The following is a 17,598-nucleotide window of genomic DNA, read 5'->3' as shown; positions in this document are numbered from 1 at the left end:
TGAATAAATGCCTGCTGCCTAATCTAACTTCAATTCTCAATCTACTGATTGACAAATGATTAATAGGTTTGGCTAAAAAAATAAACGTTATTAGTCTATAAAATCTATAGATTTATTTGGATAATGCATTTTCACGTATATATCTTTGCAGAGTCTTCAATTACTTCCCTGCAAAAGTAGTTGCGGCTTATAAAGAAAGGTGGAGAGACAGGCTCTTTGAATCCTTAGCAACTTTCCTGAACGGAATCAGTGCTAACCTGCCTATTGAATTAGGAACTATAAACCCAACAACCAACCATGAACGCTAAGCTATTCGCATGCAATGCTCGCTGCTGCACCTGCTGCTGCTGAGATCCGTCCAACCTCAACTAATCACGAAAGTCTTTTGCATCTGCCTGCCTGCACTGGTGTATATGCTTTCTTTCTCTGCACGCGTTTCAACGCGAGTGCATTTCCTAACTATTTCTAACACATCTATTTATGAAAATGAAAGCCATTTCATTCCTCAAAGGCACGGCCCTTACCTTGTCCGTACTCAGTGGTTTTTCTTCGCAGGCTCAGCAAACTCAATTCCCGAAAGAAGGCGTTTGGCGGGGCGTTTTCACCATTAACGAACAGAAGGTTCCCTTTAATTTTGAAGTAAAGGGTAATAAAGCCGAAGACGCTACTTTCACCCTCATCAATGGCACCCGTCAGGATCACTTCCACGTCAAACAAACGGCTTCTGATTCTTTATTTATTAAAATGAATACGTACGATGCCGCACTGGTAGCTAAGGTTCACCCCGACGGCCACCTAACGGGTGAATACCGCAGTCTGGTGCCCAGCTTCCGGGGTAACTCGCTGCCTTTTACGGCGGAATACGGTAAGTCTTACCGATTCGTTGAACCCGGTAAAGACATTGCCCCAGCGGCTAACCTGAGCGGTAAATGGGAAATCAAACTCATTAGTAAAGAACCGGTTGCGAATCAGGTCGCTTTACTCGAACAAAAGGGGAATAAACTGACGGGCGTGATCATGACGGTCGTGGGTGATTCCCGTGAACTGGAGGGGACTGTTCAGGGAAATGAATTTGTTCTTTCGGGCTTCACCGGGCCTAATCCCGTATTGATCAAAGGAAAAATCAACGAGGACAAAACCTTATCCGCCGAAATTGATCGTGGGTTATACGTTACTCAAAAGCTGGAGTGGACGAAAAACAAAAAGGCCGAACTTCCGGATCCCTATGCTCTGACTCAACTGAAGGAAGGTCAGAATAAACTGGATTTCACTTTCCCCGATCTGAATGGAAAAACCGTAAAACTGAGCGATGCTAAATACAAAGGCAAAGTGGTTATCGTGGAAATCATTGGGACCTGGTGCCCCAATTGCACGGATCAGACGGCTTTTCTTTCCCCCTGGTACAAGGCCAATAAACATCGCGGCGTAGAAGCCATCGCGGTTGGTTTTGAACAGAAAGATGATCTGGAATACGCCAAGTACACACTAGGTAAACTGAAAGAGAAATACGGTATTGAATACGACATTCTCTTCGGTGGTATTGCGGATAAAAAACTGGCTTCCGAGAAATTCGCGGCCCTCAATAAAATGATGGCGTTCCCAACAACGATCATCATTGGTCGGGATGGAACCGTGAAGCAAATCCACACGGGTTATACCGGGGAAGTAACGGGGAAATACTACAAAAACTACGTAAAAAAGTGGAATAAAGACCTGGACAAATACATTGCTGAAGAAGCTCCGGCCAGCAGCGATGTGGCCGCACGATAATCGTTCGATCGTCAAAGTTGATTTGCCATGTATTCGAGTATCGGGTAGTTTACCCGATACTCCTTAAAAAACCATAATTCGCTACTAATCAACTACATTTACAAAAACCTAAACAAAACTTGTCATGAAAAAAGTACTCGCTCTCCTCGCCCTTGCGTCATTCGCATTTACAAAGCCTCAGGCTACGGTTACTTACAAAGTAGATACCCAGAAAAGCACTATCGTGTGGAAAGGTAAAAAAGTGACCGGTGAACACTATGGCAACGTTACCCTGACCAGCGGCACCCTAATTGCTGATAATGGTAAGTTGAAAGGCGGTTCGTTTGAAAGCGATCTTCGCACGCTGACGGTTACAGATTTAAAAGATCAGGAATACAACCAGAAGCTGGTCAATCACCTCAAAGGGGATGATTTCTTCGCGGTTGACAAACACCCTAAATCAACCTTTGTGATTACGTCGGTAACCCCACAGGCAGCGGGTCAAGTGCAGGTCAAAGGGAAGTTAACCATCAAGGGCATTACGCAGGAAGTAAGCTTTCCCGCCACGGTAAAGGCTGATAAAAACCAGTTAACGGCATCAGCTAAAATTCCGGTAGATCGTACCAAATACGACATCAAATTCCGTTCGACTAATTTCTTCGAAAATCTGGGTGACAAAGCCATCCACAATGACTTTGAACTGGATGTAAACTTAGTGGCTAACGCGGGCGGCACGGCTTCGGCGAGTCGATAATCTTTCCTTGTTTATGAGAAAAATTTTTACTGGGCTAGTCGTTTTACTAGCCAGTGTGACCTCACTATGGGCTCAGGAAAGCGTTCAGCAACTCGAATGGGATTATTCGCTATCGAAGACCGCTCTCCAGCCCGGTGACGAAGTAGAGCTCATCGTGAAAGCTAAAGTTGAAAAAGGCTGGTCTTTGTACTCTTCTGATTTTAAGGCAGATATAGGTCCTCAGCCCACTCATTTTGAGTTCGTATCTAATGGCACGTATTCAGTGCTAGGTCCGGTCGTTCCCATTTCGCCCCAAACGAAGCAAGACAAAACCTGGGAAATAAATGTTTCTTATTTCACAAAACAGGCCGAATTTCGCCAGAAGGTCAGAATCGATAAACTAGATTATTTTTTCACAGGCTACATCACTGGTCAGGTTTGTCACGATAAAAAAGGCTTATGCGTTCCTTTCCGACAAGCGTTTAATTTTGATCCCCGAAATGCCCAATGAAAGTCTTTTTCCTCGCTCTGGGGGGGATTCTATTACTCTTTCTGAACTTCAGGTTTATTACTTCAGAAGAACCCCTAAGCAAAGTAGAACTGGGCAAAAAGCTCTTTTTTGACCCTATTCTTTCCGAAGATCGCACCATTAGCTGTGCTTCCTGTCACAAACCCGAATTTGCCTTTGCGGATACGATGTCCTTCAGTCTGGGTGTGCGAAATACCCCCGGTGAACGTAATACGCCTTCGGCGATGAATCTGGCAGGTCGGTTGCAACTCTTTTGGGATGGGAGGTCATCGTCTCTAGAAATGCAGGCTCTGGAGCCGATTGCGAACCCAACCGAAATGAACTTGCCCATCGCCGAAGCTGTATCCCGCCTTAATGGCGACAAGTTTTACGCAAAGGCTTTTCGTAAACTTTATAAATCAGACGTTACGGCTACTCAACTGGCAGAGGTAATTGCGGCCTATGAGCGAACGCTGGAAACCAGTAATACGCCCTATGACCGGTATATCAATGGGGACGATGCGGCCATGTCGGCTTCGGCCATTCGTGGCAGAAATCTGTTCATTGGTAAAGCCAATTGTGCCAATTGCCATTCAGGAGAAGATTTCACGGCAGATCGATTCAAGAACATTGGTTTATTCGATGGAAAGGATTTGCTGGATCAGGGGCGGTTCAGGATTGTAAAAGACAGTACTTACCTGGGTCACTTTAAAGTTCCGGGCTTGCGTAACGTGGCCTTAACGGCTCCGTATATGCATAACGGTATGTTCAAGACACTGCGGGAAGTCATTAATTATTACAACCATCCCGACCAGTTTGTCAAGAATGGTTTCAACCGGGACCCCTCTCTTAGTACCCCCCTGAATTTAAGCGAAGGTGACATTACTGATCTGGAGGCGTTTCTGCATGCGTTGACCGACGATCAGTTCACTAAAAAGTAAATCAATGAACCCGAGCTTCCCCTGCTCGGGTTTCTTTCAACTCATTTATTCTACTAATTCTATAGATTTAGTAAATTAATATATGAAACACTTTCTTTACCTGACTTTCCTACTGATTATCAGTTTAGCTACGAAGGCACAGCAACGAATCATCAGTGGTAATGTAAGCTCTTCCGCCGACAGCGGTCCCATTCCGGGAGCGTCTGTTTACATCAAAGGTACCACACACGGCAGCTCCACCGATGTCCAGGGTAACTTCAGACTTACGTTCAATAAAGGTACTACCCTTATTATTTCTGCCATCGGTTACCAGACGCAGGAAGTGGCTCTGAATGAGTCGAATCAATACGTCATCCGGCTGGAATCTGCGGCGAATCAATTGGGTGAAATTGAAGTAGTAGGCTCCCGAAACGCCAGTCGTACCCGAACAGATTCTCCCGTTCCCGTTGATGTAATTGATCTGAAACCCTTGAAAGAATCGGCTCCCCAAGTGAGTATTACCCAACTTCTGCAATACGTTTCGCCTTCCTTTCACTCGGTCAATGGCAGTAATGCCGGGGATGCGGGTTCGGCCCTGAATCTTTCGCAGCTACGGGGTTTAGGCGTAGATCAGGTGTTAGTGCTGGTGAACGGCAAACGTCGCCATAAAAGCTCTAATGTTAACTGGGGTGGATTGGGCAACGGAGCTACGGGTTATGACCTGAACTCTATTCCAACGGGTTCGATTGAACGCGTGGAAATACTCCGGGACGGAGCCGCTGCTCAATACGGCTCAGACGCGATTGCCGGGGTTATTAACATCGTTTTGCGGAAAAGCACCGACGAACTAACGGCAACCTCAACCGTCAGCACGCGGCGTCGCGGCGATGGAACTACGACGCGAACCAGTGCCAATTATGGATTTTCGCTGGGTAACAAAGGCGGTTTTTTCAATGCAACGGCTGAATTTGCTACGCAAGGAATTTCCCTGACTCCCGGCAAAGACGATTCGGGTTTGTACAACGGCCCGATTTACGGCGGAGGAGCCAATACTCGGGCTTACGATGCCATTTATACCAAAGAAATAGATGAGGCTATCCTCGCCAAGCGAGGCATTGATCGGCACTTTTTTGATCAACGCGGTGGCGGTTCTAACAAAGCTAAAGACGCGTTACTCTTTTTCAACGCGGCCATTCCCCTGAAAGAAGAAGCGGAAATCTATGCTTTTGGCGGAATCAGTCACCGCAACTCACAGTTTACGGCAGTCTATCGTCTGTCCGGCTGGACTGAGCGAACCAACTCGTTTTTATACCCCGACGGTTTTCTACCCGCGATGGAAAACATCATCACCGATAAGTCTCTGACGCTGGGTATTAAAGGAAAAGTACACGGGTGGAATGTTGATTTTTCGAATGTTTATGGAAAGAATGATTTCGGTAACGTCATCACCAATTCCATCAATGCTAGTCTGGGTTTGAAAAGCCCAACTACGTTTGACGCAGGAAAGTATAACGCCAGTCAAAACACAGCCAGCCTTGATTTCAGTCGTTACTTTGATCGGGTGTTGAAAGGATTGAACGTTGCCCTGGGTGCCCAGTACCGGGTGGAAACCTATCAGATCATTGCGGGAGAGGAAGCATCCTACAGCAAAGCCGATTTACGCACGATTTATGACATTGATACCACGGCGGCAGGTATTCCTTACCTGAATAATGCGGGCAGCATTGGTCTAAACGGTCTTTCGCCCGGCTCACAAATCCACGCCGGATTCCGTCCAGCCAACGAGGTCAATGTAAACCGGGCCATTTCAGCGGGTTACCTGGACCTAGAAGCAAACCTTACCCAGAACTGGTTACTATCGGGGGCGTTTAGGGTAGAGAATTTTTCAGATTTTGGAAACGTAACCACTTATAAAGTAGCCACCCGTTACAAATTCAGCAACTGGTTAAGCATTCGGGCTTCGCATAACACAGGCTTCCGGGCCCCCGATCTGGCTCAGTTCTATTATACCGAAACATCCACGAGTTTCCAGCAGGGCCGGGCTATTGATCAGGTAACGGCTTCCAACAAAAGTGCCGCCACCCGGGCATTAGGGTTCCCTTCCCTAACGCCTGAAAAATCAAAAGGGTATACCTTCGGATTTACTTCCCAACCCGTTCGTAATCTGGAATTAACAGCGGATGCGTATCTGGTTGAGGTGAACAATCGGGTAGGCAATACGGGTAACTTCTCAGCAACCGATACCAACTTACCCCTGGAAGTACGTACCCTCTTCGTGCAAACGGGAACAACACAGGCCAAGTTTTTCTATAACTCCTTTAGTACCCGCACGAAGGGTATTGAGTTTACAGGAAGTTATAAAACACCCTTCCGCAGTGGTCAGTTAACGCTTCTGGTGGGAGGCAACTTTGTAAAGAATGAAGTAACCAATGTCCATACACCCAAAGGGTTGGAAGCCTATCGTTACATTATTTTTAACGAAGGCGAAAAGGCCCGGGTTACCTCCAATATTCCCGGTCAGAAAATTACACTTCAGGCTTTCTACCGTCAGGGACGTTTTAATTACCTGCTTCGCACGGTGTATTTCGGATCGGTTACTACGGCTACAGCCCTGAATGCCACCTTCCCCCGACCTGATTATTTCTTCCAAAAACTCAATCCTATCTGGGTAACGGACGCTTCGGTAGGTTACCGCGTTTCTTCGGCCATTCAGGTAACGGCTGGTGTCAATAACCTCTTTAATCAGCTCGGCGATTATTCTCAGGTAGTCAGCCTGCGTAATCCGACGGTAGTTGGGATTCAAAACGGCAGTGCAGGGATTCAGCCCTTCGCCCGCCTTTCTGTCACTTTCTAAAAACAGCATCCATGAACAAGCTCTTCATAAAAGCAGGTCTGTTACTCACGTTCATTACAGGTTTGACTTCCTGCAACAAAACCGATTACCTTGATCTTAACGCCTCCGAACGTCCTGCATTAGCGGCCTATGTTCGCTTTGTGAACGCCCGTACTACCGCCACGCCCGTTCAGTTCTGGACGTTTACCAACCAGATCACTTCCACTGCCTTAGCCCCCGGTAATGCATCTGCGTATCTGCCTACAGTTTTTGGAAACGTTCAGATTAACCTGACGGAAGGTTCGGGAACGAGTTACAAAGCTTCTCAACAGTTTGGAAACAGTGCCACTTTTAGCAGTTCTGGCGGGCCGAATGGTCCCATTGCGGATTTTTATCATACCGTTTTTGCCACTCGTAAAAACCGGACTTCTGGAGACTCACTCATTCTCTTCTACGATAATCTGACTACTCCGGCTGCGGGCAAAGCCAAGCTTCGTTTCGTTAATCTTTCCCCCGATCAGGGAGCTGTGACGGTAACGGGTTCGGATGTTACTTTTACGAATGTGGCTTACGGAAGAGCGGCGAATTCAGCCCTGACCGGAGAAACGTTAAGTGCCTACACGCTCGGCCCCTTTTTAGAAGTAACTGCTGGAACGAAAACGCTTAACGTCAGTAATACGACGGGTGTTCTCCACTCAGCCTCCTACACGTTTCAGGACGGAAAAATTTACACCCTCTTTACTCAGGGTTCGCCGGGTGCCTTGAAAGTGGTTTCCCTCCTGCACAACTAACGATTCACTTCATCAATAGATCCGCGTTTAGCTTTAATCTTAACCGTCGACTATCAGAGTCGGCGGTTTTATTTATTAACAATGATCGTCTTTAGAACTTCCTGAGCCTTTTTATTTTCTTCGGGTAAGCCAATGGTAATGCGAATCCAGGTCTCGTAGGGAGCAAAGGCCCGTCCAATTTTAATACCAGCTTTCGTGAAGGCCGCTTCCGTTTCAGTATATGGTTTTTTCGTATCCAGATACACAAAATTGGCCTGAGAATTCGTATGAGTTACCTTCCATTCATCAAGCCATTGATTCCACTTTTGACGTTCTTGCTGGATTTGTTGGGTTACTTTGGGTAAATAAGCTTCGTCCTCCAGCGAAGCCAGAGCCGCTACCACCGACAGGCGGTTTAAATCATGGACATTACCCAACCCCTGAGCTTTCAGGTAACTGGCTAATTCTTTAGTCATGACGGCATAACCGATCGATAAACCCGCCAGTCCATAGGCTTTAGCAAAGGTTCTGAAAACCATGACATTATTACCCTTTTTAAGATCAGCCACGGCGGTTCGGCCCTGAAAGTCATCCGTAAATTCCAGATACGCTTCATCCACTATAACCAAGGCTTTCTTACTGGTTTTCTCAATAAAATCATGGAAGGTCTTCGCGTCATTCACCGTTCCCGAGGGGTTATGCGGATTCACCAGAAAGATGGCTTGGGTTCGTTCATTTACCTGCTTACTCAGGGCAGGTAAATCGTTTTCTTTATTCGCATTCAGTGGCACCGAGATTACCTTTCCACCCACCCGGGCCGCCGCGTGAACCAACACGGGGTAGCCCGGAACGGAGTAAATGAACTCGCTCCCAGCCCCGCCCTTCAATCCCAGGTAAATCCCCAGTTGATCCAGAATTTCACCCATCACAATCTGATCTGCCGAGACCCCTTCACGTTGAGCGATGGCTTTTAGTAGCAACTCCCCTTCTTCACCCGTATACCGACTTAATCGATTTTTTTCCGCTTCCAGTCGCTGATAAACCGCAGGAGAAGGGCCATAGGGATTCTCATTCAGCGAAAGAGGAATAACCTGAGCTTCCATTCGCGTGGTCAGGCTCAAGATCAGGAAAACAATCGCGTAAACGTGTCTTTTTTTCATCGCTGTCAAAATTCACTAGTCTTTATTTTCAATGTATTTAAGGAAACCATCTGAGCTTATCAGAAATTTAGTGATGGTCACAACATCATATAACGATTTCACATATACGTTATAATAAATCTGAGACTAATTCATCTGAATTTTCGATGATAAGTTATTAGAAACCCAAAGCATTCCACTAAGCTTTCTAATGATAATCCTCAACCCAACCATCGTATTCAGAGGCTTTTATAACATTGTAAAGATGAAACGCAGTGTTTCAAATTACTAATATAGCCTATAGATTTTATAGATTATTTTCATTTCTGTGGAATAATAACAAGATTTGCAGTCTGTAAAAGACATCCATTTTGCTTTTCTCTCTGGATCGATTTGTCATTCTTGAAAGTAGTTCAGGCAGGAATTTGCTCGTATGGTTTCATCATTAATTGAGTACCTGGACTGCTTAAAACTAGTCTATTGTTAGCCTCACTCTATCGAAATGAAGCGTACCTTTTTATACTTCTTCACTGCCCTTTGGGGGATCAGCCTAGGGCAGGCTCAAACGCCGCAGCGGCCCAACATCGTTTTCATTTTCTCGGATGACCACGCGTATCAGGCCATTAGTGCTTATGGCAGCAAGCTGGCTCAAACGCCTAACATTGACCGCATTGCCCGCGAAGGAGCTTTGCTTCAGAACAATGTGGTGACTAACTCCATTTGTGGCCCCAGCCGGGCTACTTTGCTGACAGGGAAGTACAGTCACAAAAATGGCTATACCGTCAACGAACGCAAGTTTGATATTAACCAGCCCGTTTTCCCGGAATCCTTACAAAAAAACGGTTATCAAACCGCGTGGATTGGAAAAATGCACCTGGGAAGCCTCCCCAATGGCTTCGACTACATCGACGTTTTACCCGGTCAGGGTCATTATTACAGTCCGGATTTTATCAACGGAAAACGGGATACCGTTCGGCATGAAGGGAAGTATGTCAGTAACGTAATCACTGAACTTTCGCTGAACTGGTTAGAAAAACGAGATCAGTCTAAACCCTTTTTTCTGGTGGTAGGTCATAAGGCCACCCACCGCGAATGGTTGCCCGATATTCAGGATTTAGGAGCGTACGACGGCGTTACTTTCCCCCTACCCGCCAATTTTTACGATGCCTATCAAAACCGGGAAGCGGCGGAAAAGCAAGACATGACCATCGAAAAAACGATGCGATTGAAGGAAGATTTAAAGGTACATCTGGACTACGAAGCCCAAAGGCTCTATGGCGAGTATAAACGCTTTACCCCCGAGCAGAAGAAAGCGTTCCGGGAGTATTACGAAGGCAAAGTCAGTAAAGAATTTGATGAGAAAAAATTAAGTGGCAAAGCCCTGACCGAGTGGAAATACCAGCGTTACCTGAAAGATTACCTCGCTACGGCCAAGTCGCTGGACCGTAACATTGGTCAATTGCTCGATTACCTCGATCAGTCGGGACTGTCGAAAAATACGGTAGTGGTGTATGCTTCCGATCAGGGGTTTTACATGGGCGAACACGGCTGGTTTGACAAGCGATTCATCTACGAAGAATCCCTGAAAACGCCCTTTGTGATTCGCTATCCGGGCGTAATTAAACCCGGAATCAAGGTGGCTCCGCTGGTTTCCAACATTGACTGGGCTCCGACCATTTTGGACATTACCGGCACAAAAATTCCGCAGGAAATTCAGGGGAAATCTTTTTTACCGCTTCTGAAAGAACAAAAACCTACCGACTGGCGGAAAGCGGCTTATTACCATTATTACGAATTCCCGGAGCCTCACCACGTTTATCCGCACTTCGGCGTTCGTACGGATCGTTATACGTTGGTGCATTTTTACGGCGAGATTGACCGCTGGGAACTCTATGATTTGCAGAAAGATCCTCACCAGCTAAAAAATTTGTACGGCGAGAAGGGCACTGAAAAAATCACAACTGAACTGAAAAGTCAGCTAAAGCAACTGATGATTGACTACGATGATCAGGAAGCTCTACGCTTGCTGAATAAATTAGTTAATTAATTTTGAGGAATGTAGCGGTGCCTTTTAGTTACTGCCTTCTCTAAACTCATTCGTGCATGTTTCGAATTTCATGGTTACTGGGTCTGATTCTGTTAAACTCCTGCCAGGATCGAAAACAACCCGCAACCAACCAAGCTACCATTCCGGTATGTGAAACAGGGGAAGCCATTCCCAGCCGAGTCGCTTACTTTAAAACGGATTCCAGCCGTACGAAAGTAAAGCCCGGTTCCACCCAGGGAATGGTTCGCATTCCCGGCGGTGATTTCACCATGGGGTCCAACGAATTCGAAGATACCCAACCCCTACACGCCGTTCACGTAGATGCCTTCTGGATGGACGAACACGAGGTAACCAACGCGGAATTTGCGGCCTTTGTAAAAGCAACGCATTACGTAACGGTTGCCGAGCGTCCCCTAAATCCCGCAGATTTTCCAGGTGTTCCGGCGGCTGACCTCGTTCCGGGTTCGGCGGTCTTTACCCCTCCTACGCAGCCGGTTTCGCTGGAGAATCCGCTTCGCTGGTGGAGCTACGTGCCGGGAGCAAACTGGAAACATCCTAAAGGTCCCCATAGCACTTATAAGCCGAACGATCCCGTTATCCACGTGTCCTACGAAGATGCCGCCGCGTATGCCCAATGGGCCGGTAAGCGGCTCCCTACCGAAGCCGAATGGGAGTTTGCCGCTCGAGGCGGAAAGGCACAAGCCACCATTTATTACTGGGGTAATGATCTCAAGCCGAAAGGGCAATGGGTAGCCAATATCCATCAGGGCCACTTCCCGGACCATAACGCTCAGGAAGATGGCTTTGCCGAATTAGCTCCCGTGAAAACCTATCCGGCCAATGCGTATGGATTGTATGACATGGAAGGCAATGTCTGGGAATGGTGCTCGGATTTTTACCGTCCTGATTACTACGCACAAAGTAGCAAAGATAACCCTAAAGGCCCTCAGGATAGTTACGATCCACAGGAGCCAGGAGCGGTAAAACGGGTGCAACGCGGCGGTTCGTTCTTATGCAGCGATCAGTATTGCATTCGCTACAAGTCCGGCAGTCGCGGAAAAGGCGAAGTAAGCAGCGGCAGTAATAACCTGGGATTTCGCTGCGTGATAAGTTTATAAGCGAAAAGCCTTTACTGCCTAAAGGCTTTTTCATTAGCTAAGAAATCGTGAAGTCCGACCGCCAGAATAATTAATTTTTACCAGTATGATTGTTCCCCGGCCGGGTTTGGAATCTATTTCCATTTTGCCATTCATAATAGCAACCCTTCTTTTCATGCTTTGAAGCCCCATCCCCCGCTTTTTTACCAGTGACGGCTCAAATCCCCTGCCATCATCTTCAATAATCAGGTTAATCTGCTTTTTATACCAGGTAAGCTGTATCGTAACTTCCTTGGCCTCTGCGTGTTTGAAAATATTATTAATCGTTTCCTGAATGATGCTGTACAAGGTCACTTCCATTACCGTTTCGAGACGGTCTTTTTCGAAGCCTTCGGAATGAATGGTAAATTTGGGCGATTCGATCTGACCATACATTTCGGTAATCATTTCCAATAGGCCTAATTGCAGCAGAGCCGCTGGGTAAATATTGTGAGCAATATTTCTGCATTCCTCCGAGGCCAGTAAAAGCATTTGATCTGTTTGATCAAAAACGTCTTTCATATTCTCCGAAGACATTTTTTTCAACAGCCCGACATTCAGTCGAATGGCAGAAAGTAACGCCCCCATTTTATCGTGAAGATCGCGGGCCATGCGTTCCCGTTCTTCGTGACGAGTCTGCATTTCAACGCGATACTGGGTCTCCTTCACTCGCAATAATTGCAGCTGATCCAGGTAAAAACGATACGCAATGCCAAGCGTTAGTAAGAACATTTCCCAGAGGGTTCCCACGTAATAAGCATTGAATAACTGACTGGAGGCAATCTGATGCCAGTTTGAAAGTGATTCTATAAAACCAATCACAATTACAGGAACTGTGGCAAAAGCAAAAAGCCACGCAGGTTTATATTTTCTCCTGAAGGATTTAACCGCAAATAGTAAGGTAACTAAAAACAGTCCATCTAAAAAGGGATAAAATACGGCCCTTAATTCAAATAACCGTAGATCTGCGATGTAGGTTGTAATCAATAGAATCAGAAGAATAGCGATCAGCACATAGCCTATTTTCAACCAAAACTGGTCGGAGGGTTTATTTATTTTTAGAAATTCTTTTGTGAAGAAGAAATAACAAATAGCAATAGAAACTACTAAAATCCCGAACACATCTTTATTGTAGACTATTTCAGGAATTGCTGAGGTCCAGTAATAATAATATTCATTCTGCATAAGCATGACCATCAAAGATGTACTTACGCAGGCACTGTATAAGAAATAAAGGCTACTTCGAAACAACAGCATCAGGGCTATTCCAAAACATAACATTAACATCATTCCCCCTACATACAAGTGCTGATATAAGGTTTGTTTAGAAATAAATTGCTGCCCAGCCGTTTTCTCAAATAAATAAAATGGACTTAAGGAAAGTTTATAGTTATTTTCTTTAACTCTTAGAAACAAACGATTCGTTTTACCGGGCTCTAGGGTAAAGGTATAAATAAGAAAATTCGTTGGGTAAATTCGTTTACAGAGGGGTTGCACGGTCCCTATTTGAGGAAGGAATTGAAGGCGACTTCCCTGAATATAGCCTTCAAGAAAGTCAATTCCTTTGGTAACAAACATTAAAGTAATGGGACGTGAACCTGTATTTTTCAGAAAACTTTGAAAATAAACTGGTTCTTTACGGCTACCCATATTTTCACCCGGTATTTTTTTCCATGATACGCCCAAGGAATCTTCAGAAAAAAACGTAACTGGTATTAAGTCAACGTTGGTAAATTTATTAGAAACAAGTAAGGTATCCTGTGCATAAGAAACAGATATCAATTTACATATAAAGAAAAGAAGCAATAAGTATTGTTTTTTCATAATATACCCTGTCGGTGTGCTTTATTCACCAATTCTGCCGCATTTTTTGCACTAAATTTCCTTAATAAATGTGATCTAAATTCACTAACAGTAAATTTTTTAAGTCCTATTTCATCGGCAATGTCCATATCGGTTAACCCTTGAGCAATAAATGTTAGTACTTCTTTTTCACGCCGGGTTAACTGTACCGTTTCAGTAATCGTAGTTTCATTTCTGAGATCTTTTCTGTGCAATATCCCTTCAACCTGATTTTGCAAATACTTGGTACCGGAATGTACCTGCTGAATAGCTTTTAATAACTCTGTCAATGAGGTATTTTTAAGTAAATAACCCATCGCTCCAAGTTGAATGGATTTTTTAATGAGACTATAGTCATTATAGCTGGATAGAACAATACTTTTAACGTGTGGCATATGCTCCTGAAGATATTCCAGAATCTGAAAGCCGCGATCTACATTCGGTGTTAACTTGCCATGTTCTGGAATACTCAAATCCAGTAAAACAATATCTACTTTGAGTAAGGATAAGGCTCGTAACGCTTCTACTTTATTGGTACAAATACCTACTACGTTAAATTGGCTCTGCTCAGAGAATAACCTTTGAAAAGATTCAGCTAATATATGCTGATCTTCCACAATTAATAATTGGATAATGGGATAATTGTTCATAGATGTTCACAACATAAGGTTGAAATACCACTATTTTTTTTGACGAATAAATATAAAATCTCCACCCTTTCCGTCATCACCAACGTTGTAAATAATACCGTACTGGGGCTGTTGCTTAATTCCTGAAAATCCAGGATTGGACTCTAGTGCCTGCAATATCTGAAAATATAGATAATTTCCCTGTAAATAAGGGAGAGGGGATTGCCGAAGGTTTTCGACCAAGAGCTGGGCAAAAATGCTTTGATCGGGTACTTCTTCTTTAGCCCCACTGGTTAAAGCGTGACGACTGCGGGTGGTTTGATACCGCTCAGCCACTTTTGCGTTCGAAATCTCACCCGCCGTTTTTATTGAACGGTTAATCTGAAAAAGAGTGCCGCTAAAACATGCATCTGCAATCACTAATAGATGTCGGCATTTAATTACCCTGAGCTTCGTTACAATATCATTGTTGCTCACCCATTCGGCTTCGGACCCTTGCTCGGCATCCACAGGCAACCAATAACCCGCCTTGCTTTCCTCGTCCCAATGGCCATGACCCGCGTAATAAATCAGAACATTATCTTTTTCCGTTACTTTTCTTCGCAATTGTTCAAAAGCATGCAGCAAACTAGCCCTGTTAGGATTGGTTAGTAACTGAACATTTTCCGATTCAAATGTATAGTTACTCAGCAATACTTCCTTAAGCATGGTCGCGTCAGCAATAGGATAACTCAAAGGATTCAGCCCTTTACTAACCTGATAGTCATTAATTCCAATCAGTAAAGCATAATAGTTTCCTTCAATAGTTTTAGAAATGGTTCCTACCGGAGCGTCTCCTATTTCTGTACCTCTCGGTGCCAGGGGATAGGGTTTCACATCTGCGTTAACATCTTCTGAAACAATAGTTAGAACGATGAAATAAATCGTTTTTCCATTCAAATATTTACCAATCGTTTCAACGCGACTATGGCCTTTTACTAACGTTGTTCTAAAGGTTTTATCCCTACGTTGGCTATGGCTACCGGAATCTACAAAGCCAAATTGTTGGACCAAATCTCTTCTCATTTTAAAAACCTGAGTTGGGTTTCCGATCACAAAAGTTAAACGCGGACTTCCCTCACAGTACGTAATGCTTTCATTCCATTCTCCCTCATTGCCCTGCATGGTTCTTTTAAATTCAATGCAAAGTTTATGCGTTTCAGAATTGATAAATGCCTTTTCGTATACAAAACCCAGGTCTGCAATTATTCCTTCTCTGTTTACACCTTTGGCTAGACTGATTTCAAATAGGTCATTCCATCTTAAATAACCCACCTGAGCATTCGCCTTTGTAAGTAGACCGACTGCAATAAAAAACAATAAATATCGTCTAATAAATGCCGTTTTGTAATGTTTAAACCTCATACTCTTAATTCTCTTCTTATTCTCCTCGTTAATGTAAGGAATAGGCAACAGTAGCTTAAGTGCTCAAATAATTCAATTTTATTAGCAAAAAAATTCATTCTTCAAATAATCATCTAACAACGATAAACCATACTTTCATTATTCTTAATATTTATTATTGACATAAAATACAGATACTATTTTCAAAACCAATCTCTTGCGAATAATTTCTTAACGAAGACCTATTCATCACTTGTTGCAGGCGTTTATTCAAACTCATAAACTTACTCCCTTGGTATATGATCATGTTAGATCTTTCCTTTATATGGCGGTTAAAGAGGTAGGTTAGTGATGTATCAGATTTACGTTCGAGCTCCACTTGTTCACAATATGTACAATAATTGAATTGATTTATTAGTTGCTCCTGAGTGGAAGGCTTATTTCTGCAATTACTACAAAAGATTGATCTTTTCGTATGTAAAGAAATAATCCCAAAATCTGCGTATATATCTATTCGTATGAGCTTTGATAACTTATTTGTTTTTTTTACCTGAAAATCAAAACTTGTTTGTGTCTTTAGTTTTACCATTTCCTGGCATTCATACTTTTTATGCTTAACCAGGGGATCGGCATTAGTTACATACTCTTTTTTTACTTTGACAATGGGTTGATCTAATGCTACTTTATAACCTACCATAGCATCAGCATTCATTTCTACCTGTTTTATTTCTTCTGTGTTTTCCCTAAAAAGTATAGGTACATCATCACTACTACCAATCCATTGCAATTCAACCCGGCGGTTTTTACGGCGGCCTTTTTGCGTATGGTTGGATGCAAGGGGAACCACAGAACCAAATCCTCGCGTGTTTAATTGCAATGGCATTATTCCTTTGGTAATTAAAAAGTGTCTTACCATTACCGCTCGATTAGTAGAAAGGATCTTATTCTTTCGAGGCTCCCCCGTATTATCCGTATGCCCCTCCAGAACCAACTTCGCTTTAGGAATCTGTTTAAAATAGTACGATACAGCCGTTAGATATACCTTGGCAGAAGCGGTTAATTGACTGGATCCGTATTCAAATTCGATATTTCTTAAATGTATATATTTATTTTTAACCGTTTCTTCACGATGCTTTTCCATAGCCTTCATGATACCCAATAATTCTTTATCAGAAGTATTCTGAGTAAAGCCCTTCGGGCCTGTTAAAAAATAAATCATTAATGCGAAAAAAGCAGGTGTTTTTTTCATATTCAAACAGATTAATGCTAACATTATCTGTTTTGCTCAACAGATCATCAAACACCTTTTTATTGAAAACCACATTTGAAAGGTAATTGGCGGATTAGTCATTTTCTAGATTTGCACATAGGTCTTTAAAGAGATTCTGTTTATAAAGACCACTTTGACTTCTGTTAGTGGTAATTTGAGAAAAGTATCCCCCTAAACCGAAAGTATTAACTGACTCATGATATTATACGCAAGCATTTTAAATGATTAGACTGGCCCCAGCCAAAGGCCGGGGCAGTCAGGATTCGGGTGTTAAATGAGCAGATAATCTTTAGGTATAGGTGGAATTTTGCAATTCCCATCATTAATGTATACTCCATAACCTAATATAGCAGCACAATTACAGTTAGGAATATCATTAATGATGGGCATCAATAAATACTAAGGTTGAAGTCTAGGAGAGCAAACGGAATAAATACAGTTTTTACAACTTGATGGGCAACAAACAGTAGGATCATTTGGCTACTTTATTAAGGCCTTTCGGCGGTGACCATTTATAAAATGGTGAGTAATGGAATTTCAGTAATCCACTTGCGTTAGAGATTACCCGTCAACTCGTTTCAAAGAGAGTTCAATATTTATCATAACAGAAAAAAGCATAATAATCTCATCCAGATCTCA

The 17,598-nt window shown here is 43.6% G+C and carries 13 protein-coding genes and 1 riboswitch; of the genes, 8 read left to right on the top strand and 5 right to left on the bottom strand.

Annotated features, from left to right (window positions below; genetic code table 11):
* The first annotated feature begins 184 nt into the window (after window positions 1–184).
* Window positions 185–285, top strand: a riboswitch (SAM riboswitch).
* A gap of 195 nt (window positions 286–480) precedes the next feature.
* From QE390_RS22835 to QE390_RS22810, 6 genes are all read left to right on the top strand, one after another.
* Complete coding sequence (locus QE390_RS22835) at window positions 481–1,770, top strand: peroxiredoxin (protein WP_307144049.1); 1,290 nt, start codon at window positions 481–483, stop codon at window positions 1,768–1,770.
* Window positions 1,771–1,894: 124 nt separating this feature from the next.
* On the top strand, window positions 1,895–2,503 hold the full coding sequence (locus QE390_RS22830; protein WP_106636128.1) for a YceI family protein: 609 nt from the start codon (window positions 1,895–1,897) through the stop codon (window positions 2,501–2,503).
* A gap of 13 nt (window positions 2,504–2,516) precedes the next feature.
* Window positions 2,517–2,993: a protein-disulfide reductase DsbD domain-containing protein gene (locus QE390_RS22825; RefSeq protein WP_307144048.1), complete on the top strand. Its 477-nt coding sequence runs from the start codon at window positions 2,517–2,519 to the stop codon at window positions 2,991–2,993.
* Entirely contained in the window at window positions 2,990–3,931 is a 942-nt protein-coding gene (locus QE390_RS22820) for a cytochrome-c peroxidase (protein WP_106636126.1), read from the top strand. Before QE390_RS22825 ends, QE390_RS22820 begins: the two co-directional genes overlap by 4 nt.
* An 82-nt stretch (window positions 3,932–4,013) precedes the next feature.
* Complete coding sequence (locus QE390_RS22815; protein ID WP_307144047.1) at window positions 4,014–6,764, top strand: TonB-dependent receptor; 2,751 nt, start codon at window positions 4,014–4,016, stop codon at window positions 6,762–6,764.
* Between the two features lie 11 nt (window positions 6,765–6,775).
* Complete coding sequence (locus QE390_RS22810; RefSeq protein ID WP_307144046.1) at window positions 6,776–7,534, top strand: DUF4397 domain-containing protein; 759 nt, start codon at window positions 6,776–6,778, stop codon at window positions 7,532–7,534.
* A 68-nt stretch (window positions 7,535–7,602) separates the two neighbouring features.
* Here the strand turns inward: QE390_RS22810 and QE390_RS22805 are convergent, their stop codons facing one another.
* Window positions 7,603–8,673 carry a histidinol-phosphate transaminase gene (locus QE390_RS22805; protein ID WP_307144045.1) on the bottom strand — a complete coding sequence of 357 codons (1,071 nt, stop codon included), beginning with the start codon at window positions 8,671–8,673 and terminating at the stop codon, window positions 7,603–7,605.
* A 481-nt stretch (window positions 8,674–9,154) separates the two neighbouring features.
* On the opposite strand from QE390_RS22805, the gene QE390_RS22800 reads away from it, so the two are divergent.
* Window positions 9,155–10,699: a sulfatase gene (locus QE390_RS22800; RefSeq protein WP_307144044.1), complete on the top strand. Its 1,545-nt coding sequence runs from the start codon at window positions 9,155–9,157 to the stop codon at window positions 10,697–10,699.
* A gap of 56 nt (window positions 10,700–10,755) precedes the next feature.
* Window positions 10,756–11,817 carry a formylglycine-generating enzyme family protein gene (locus QE390_RS22795; RefSeq protein WP_307144043.1) on the top strand — a complete coding sequence of 354 codons (1,062 nt, stop codon included), beginning with the start codon at window positions 10,756–10,758 and terminating at the stop codon, window positions 11,815–11,817.
* 33 nt (window positions 11,818–11,850) lie between these two features.
* Here the strand turns inward: QE390_RS22795 and QE390_RS22790 are convergent, their stop codons facing one another.
* The 4 genes from QE390_RS22790 to QE390_RS22775 all read right to left on the bottom strand — a co-directional run bounded on the left by QE390_RS22790 (window position 11,851) and on the right by QE390_RS22775 (window position 16,938).
* Window positions 11,851–13,485 carry a 7TM diverse intracellular signaling domain-containing protein gene (locus QE390_RS22790; protein ID WP_307144042.1) on the bottom strand — a complete coding sequence of 545 codons (1,635 nt, stop codon included), beginning with the start codon at window positions 13,483–13,485 and terminating at the stop codon, window positions 11,851–11,853.
* A gap of 170 nt (window positions 13,486–13,655) precedes the next feature.
* On the bottom strand, window positions 13,656–14,327 hold the full coding sequence (locus QE390_RS22785) for a response regulator transcription factor (protein ID WP_307144041.1): 672 nt from the start codon (window positions 14,325–14,327) through the stop codon (window positions 13,656–13,658).
* Between the two features lie 30 nt (window positions 14,328–14,357).
* Window positions 14,358–15,710, bottom strand: a complete 1,353-nt coding sequence (locus tag QE390_RS22780; protein WP_307144040.1) for a caspase family protein — start codon at window positions 15,708–15,710, stop codon at window positions 14,358–14,360.
* 154 nt (window positions 15,711–15,864) lie between these two features.
* Window positions 15,865–16,938, bottom strand: coding sequence for an OmpA family protein (locus tag QE390_RS22775; RefSeq protein WP_307144039.1), 1,074 nt, complete (start codon window positions 16,936–16,938; stop codon window positions 15,865–15,867).
* Between the last annotated feature and the right edge of the window lie 660 nt (window positions 16,939–17,598).

Source organism: Siphonobacter sp. SORGH_AS_1065 (assembly GCF_030818595.1).
In the GTDB taxonomy this organism is placed as follows: domain Bacteria; phylum Bacteroidota; class Bacteroidia; order Cytophagales; family Spirosomataceae; genus Siphonobacter.
The sequence above is the reverse complement of the archived record's forward strand: the minus strand, read 5'-3'. Positions and strand labels throughout refer to the sequence as shown.

Coding starts and splice junctions, on each gene's coding strand:
- QE390_RS22790 (WP_307144042.1), bottom strand. CDS start 13,485: ATGGGTAGCCGTAAAGAACCAGTTTATTTTCAAAGTTTTCTGAAAAAT.
- QE390_RS22775 (WP_307144039.1), bottom strand. CDS start 16,938: ATGAAAAAAACACCTGCTTTTTTCGCATTAATGATTTATTTTTTAACA.
- QE390_RS22815 (WP_307144047.1), top strand. CDS start 4,014: ATGAAACACTTTCTTTACCTGACTTTCCTACTGATTATCAGTTTAGCT.
- QE390_RS22835 (WP_307144049.1), top strand. CDS start 481: ATGAAAATGAAAGCCATTTCATTCCTCAAAGGCACGGCCCTTACCTTG.
- QE390_RS22820 (WP_106636126.1), top strand. CDS start 2,990: ATGAAAGTCTTTTTCCTCGCTCTGGGGGGGATTCTATTACTCTTTCTG.
- QE390_RS22785 (WP_307144041.1), bottom strand. CDS start 14,327: ATGAACAATTATCCCATTATCCAATTATTAATTGTGGAAGATCAGCAT.
- QE390_RS22825 (WP_307144048.1), top strand. CDS start 2,517: ATGAGAAAAATTTTTACTGGGCTAGTCGTTTTACTAGCCAGTGTGACC.
- QE390_RS22795 (WP_307144043.1), top strand. CDS start 10,756: ATGTTTCGAATTTCATGGTTACTGGGTCTGATTCTGTTAAACTCCTGC.
- QE390_RS22810 (WP_307144046.1), top strand. CDS start 6,776: ATGAACAAGCTCTTCATAAAAGCAGGTCTGTTACTCACGTTCATTACA.
- QE390_RS22830 (WP_106636128.1), top strand. CDS start 1,895: ATGAAAAAAGTACTCGCTCTCCTCGCCCTTGCGTCATTCGCATTTACA.
- QE390_RS22780 (WP_307144040.1), bottom strand. CDS start 15,710: ATGAGGTTTAAACATTACAAAACGGCATTTATTAGACGATATTTATTG.
- QE390_RS22800 (WP_307144044.1), top strand. CDS start 9,155: ATGAAGCGTACCTTTTTATACTTCTTCACTGCCCTTTGGGGGATCAGC.
- QE390_RS22805 (WP_307144045.1), bottom strand. CDS start 8,673: ATGAAAAAAAGACACGTTTACGCGATTGTTTTCCTGATCTTGAGCCTG.